Origin of the sequence: Streptomyces sp. LS1784, from assembly GCF_020103755.1 — a bacterium.
Lineage (GTDB): Bacteria > Actinomycetota > Actinomycetes > Streptomycetales > Streptomycetaceae > Kitasatospora.
In genome coordinates this window covers 1-4,022 of the sequence record NZ_JAHSQD010000669.1, presented here as the reverse complement: position 1 = coordinate 4,022, position 4,022 = coordinate 1, and the positions used below count along the sequence as shown (strand labels likewise).

Genomic DNA, 4,022 nt, shown 5'->3' with positions numbered 1-4,022 from the left:
GCGGCGGCGGAGGACGAGCAGGACGGCCCGGCCGAGGTCCCGGAGGAGGACGCCGGGCCGCGCAGCTTCGGCGTGGCCCGGGCGCACCGGCTGGCCGCCGCGCACGACGTCCGGCTGACCGAGTACGCGAGCACCCGGCCGGACGCGCTGCACGCACTGGCCGACCTGGTCGCGCTGACCGACTTCGCCGCCGTCTACCTGGGGCTCGCAGCCGCGCAGTCCTGAGACGGCCGGCCGGGCGGAACCTCCCGGCCGGGTACGGTAGGCGCTCGACGACGCCGACCGACCTGTGAGGAAGAGGCATGAGCGAGCGAAGCGAGCTCGTCACTGAAAGGTGCGTGTTGCGCGAAGCGCCCGCCGAGCGTGGCGAGGTGGCCGCATGAGTGCCGAGGGCGGTACCAAGGCACTGATCGCGGCGCTGTCCGCGAACCTGGCGATCGCGGCGGGCAAGTTCACCGCTTTCGGCTTCACCGGTTCCTCCTCGATGCTCGCCGAGGGCGTGCACTCGGTGGCCGACTCCGGCAACCAGGTGCTGCTGCTGATCGGCGGCAAGCGGGCACGCCGGGCGGCCGACGAGGAGCACCCCTTCGGGTACGGCCGCGAGCGCTACGTGTACGGCTTCCTGGTGGCCATCGTGCTGTTCAGCGTCGGTGGCCTGTTCGCGATCTACGAGGGCTGGCACAAGATCAGCCACCCGGAGACGCTGGACTCCTGGGGCTGGGCGGTCGGTGTGCTGCTCTTCGCCATCGCCATGGAGGGCTGGTCCTTCCTGACCGCGATGCGGGAGTCGGACAAGGCCAAGGGCAAGCAGAGCTGGGTGCAGTTCATCCGCACCGCCAAGGCGCCGGAGCTGCCGGTGGTGCTGCTGGAGGACGCCGGCGCGCTGATCGGCCTGGTGCTCGCGCTGTTCGGCGTCGGGCTCACCGTGATCACCGGCGACGGCGTCTGGGACGGCGTCGGCACCCTGTGCATCGGCGCCCTGCTGGTGGTGATCGCCGTGGTGCTCGCCCTGGAGACCAAGTCGCTGCTGCTCGGCGAGTCGGCCTCCAAGGAGTCGGTGCGCCGGATCCGGGAGGCGCTGGTGGACGGCGAGGCCGTCATCCGCGTGATCCACATGCGGACCCTGCACCTCGGGCCGGAGGAGCTGCTGGTCGCGGCCAAGATCGCCGTCAACGCGGAGGACAGCGCCGCCCGGGTGGCGGAGGCGATCGACGCCGCCGAGGAGCGGGTCCGTGCGGCCGTCCCGATCGCCCGGGCGATCTACCTGGAGCCCGACGTCTACAGCGCCGAGAAGGCCGCGGCGGGCGACGACCCGGCCGCCACGCCCGGCGGCCCCGGCCCCGGCGCAGAGCACTGACCCCCAGCCTGGGGCCCGGCTTGAGAGCGGCTCGGACCGGGGGCCGAAATCGGTCATCGGCGGACGGCCGACGGGGCCATCAGTGTAGATTCGTCACCAGAGCCAGAACGTCGCTGCTGATGGCGGTCGATCGGCGGTCCACGCCCGTAGGGTGTGCGCCGGTCGAGGGAGAGAGGTCCTCCGACGGTTTGTGCTGCGCAACGGGAAGCCGGTCCACCACCACGGACCCGGCCGCCTCGGCGTGGCCGTGCACCCGTACGGCCAGACGCACGCGACGCACGCCCGGACCTTGGCCCCACCCCATCAGCGAGGAGCAGACGCATGTCGACCGACATCACCGGTGACTTCAAGGTCGCCGACCTTTCCCTGGCGCCGTTCGGCCGCAAGGAGATCCAGCTGGCCGAGCACGAGATGCCCGGTCTGATGGCGATCCGCGCCGAGTACGCCGAGTCGCAGCCGCTGGCCGGCGCCCGCATCACCGGCTCGCTGCACATGACCGTGCAGACCGCCGTCCTGATCGAGACCCTGACGGCGCTCGGTGCCGAGGTCCGCTGGTGCTCCTGCAACATCTTCTCCACCCAGGACCATGCGGCCGCCGCCATCGCCGTCGGCCCGGAGGGCACCCCGGAGAACCCGCAGGGCGTGCCGGTCTTCGCCTGGAAGGGCGAGACCCTGGAGGAGTACTGGTGGTGCACCGAGCAGGCCCTGACCTGGCCTGACGGCAAGACCCCGAACATGATCCTGGACGACGGCGGCGACGCCACCCTGCTGATCCACAAGGGCGTCGAGTTCGAGAAGGCCGGTGCCGCGCCGGACCCGGCCACCGCGGACAACGACGAGTTCCGGATCATCCTGGAGCTGCTCAACCGCACCCTCAAGGACACCCCGAACAAGTGGACCGAGGTCGCCTCCACCATCAAGGGTGTGACCGAGGAGACCACCACCGGTGTCCACCGCCTGTACGAGATGCACCGTGACGGCAAGCTGCTGTTCCCGGCCATCAACGTCAACGACGCCGTCACCAAGTCGAAGTTCGACAACAAGTACGGCTGCCGCCACTCGCTGATCGACGGCATCAACCGCGCCACCGACGTCCTGATCGGCGGCAAGGTCGCGGTCGTCGCCGGCTACGGCGACGTGGGCAAGGGCTGCGCCGAGTCGCTGCGCGGCCAGGGTGCCCGCGTGATCATCACCGAGATCGACCCGATCTGCGCGCTCCAGGCCGCGATGGACGGCTACCAGGTCACCACCCTGGAGGAGGTCGTCTCGATCGCCGACATCTTCATCACCACCACGGGCAACAAGGACATCATCCTTGCCTCGCACATGGAGAAGATGAAGCACCAGGCGATCGTCGGCAACATCGGCCACTTCGACAACGAGATCGACATCGCGGGCCTGGCGAAGCTGCCCGGCATCGTGAAGACCGAGGTCAAGCCGCAGGTCCACGAGTGGCGCTTCGCCGACGGCCACACCATCATCATGCTGTCCGAGGGCCGCCTGCTGAACCTGGGCAACGCGACCGGCCACCCGTCCTTCGTGATGTCCAACTCCTTCGCCAACCAGACGATCGCCCAGATCGAGCTGTTCACGAAGACCGAGCAGTACCCGATCGGCGTCTACGTGCTGCCGAAGCACCTGGACGAGAAGGTCGCCCGCCTGCACCTCGACGCGCTGGGCGTGAAGCTGACCACCCTGACCCAGGAGCAGGCCGACTACATCGGCGTCCCGGTCGAGGGCCCGTACAAGGCCGAGCAGTACCGCTACTGACCGGTTGACGATCCGACGGCCGGCGCCCTCCCCTCCGGGGGCGCCGGCCGTCGGCGTCCGCGGGGCGCGTCAGCGGGTCCAGGACCTCTCGTCCGCGCCGAGCACGCCGAACTGCTTGAGCAGACCGGCGAGCCCGCCCACCGCCTGGACCGACGGGATCCCCGCCGCGGTGCCGTTGGCGCAGAGCCGGACGCCCTTCTCGACCCGGCACACCGGGGTGCCGCCGTTCGGCCGGCCGTCCGCGAACACCCCGAAGCCGTCCGGCTGGATCGTGACGCTCAGCCATTTGCCTTCGACGGTGTACGACAGGATGGCGCTCCACGGCGGCTCGGAGTCCTTGGTGGGCCGGTGGATCTCGGCGTTCCGCAGCCTGAGGTCGGCGGGCACGCCGGCCGGCCGCACCGGGAACGGGACGTCCCGGCTGCCGAACTCGACGCCGGCCGCGACCCGGAGCAGGTCGTCCTGGATCTTCGCCCCGTACCAGACGGTGGCGCGCAGTTCGGCCCAGCGGCCGGAGGCGGTCATCCAGCGCAGGCCGGTGGTGGTCCCCGACTCGTCGGTGACCAGCCAGCGGGCCTCCCGGCCGGCGACCGCGGGCGCGGTGGCGGTGTGCGTACCGGGGGCGGGGGACTCGCCGGGGTCGCGCAGCAGTTCGAGCTTCAGGTCGGGGACCGCATTGAGGACGGCCGTCGTGGTGGCCGCGGTGACGACGGACCGGCCGTCGCTGTTCGCGTAGCCGACGGCCGGACGGGCCAGCCACTCCGGCAGCCAGCCGAAGCGGGCCTCGGTGCTCAGTGGACCGGTGGCGGCCGTCGGCGCCGGCGTGGCGGTCGGGGACGGCGCGAGCGAGGACGGGGCGGTGGGCGCGGGGCGGGCCGGTACGGGCGGTCCGCCG

2 protein-coding genes and 2 pseudogenes are annotated in these 4,022 nt (G+C 71.4%); 3 read left to right on the top strand and 1 reads right to left on the bottom strand.

Annotated features, from left to right (window positions below; all coding sequences use genetic code 11):
- The 3 genes and pseudogenes from KS423_RS40165 to ahcY form a co-directional block, all read left to right on the top strand.
- A pseudogene (locus KS423_RS40165) lies at window positions 1-225 on the top strand (hypothetical protein); the annotation flags it as partial.
- Window positions 226-379: 154 nt separating this feature from the next.
- Complete coding sequence (locus KS423_RS40160) at window positions 380-1,357, top strand: cation diffusion facilitator family transporter (protein WP_224284671.1); 978 nt, start codon at window positions 380-382, stop codon at window positions 1,355-1,357.
- Window positions 1,358-1,678: 321 nt separating this feature from the next.
- Window positions 1,679-3,127 (top strand): adenosylhomocysteinase, encoded by a 1,449-nt coding sequence (gene ahcY, locus KS423_RS40155; protein WP_224284670.1) that lies wholly within the window; start codon window positions 1,679-1,681, stop codon window positions 3,125-3,127.
- 69 nt (window positions 3,128-3,196) lie between these two features.
- Here the strand turns inward: ahcY and KS423_RS40150 are convergent.
- A pseudogene (locus KS423_RS40150) lies at window positions 3,197-4,022 on the bottom strand (hypothetical protein); the annotation flags it as partial.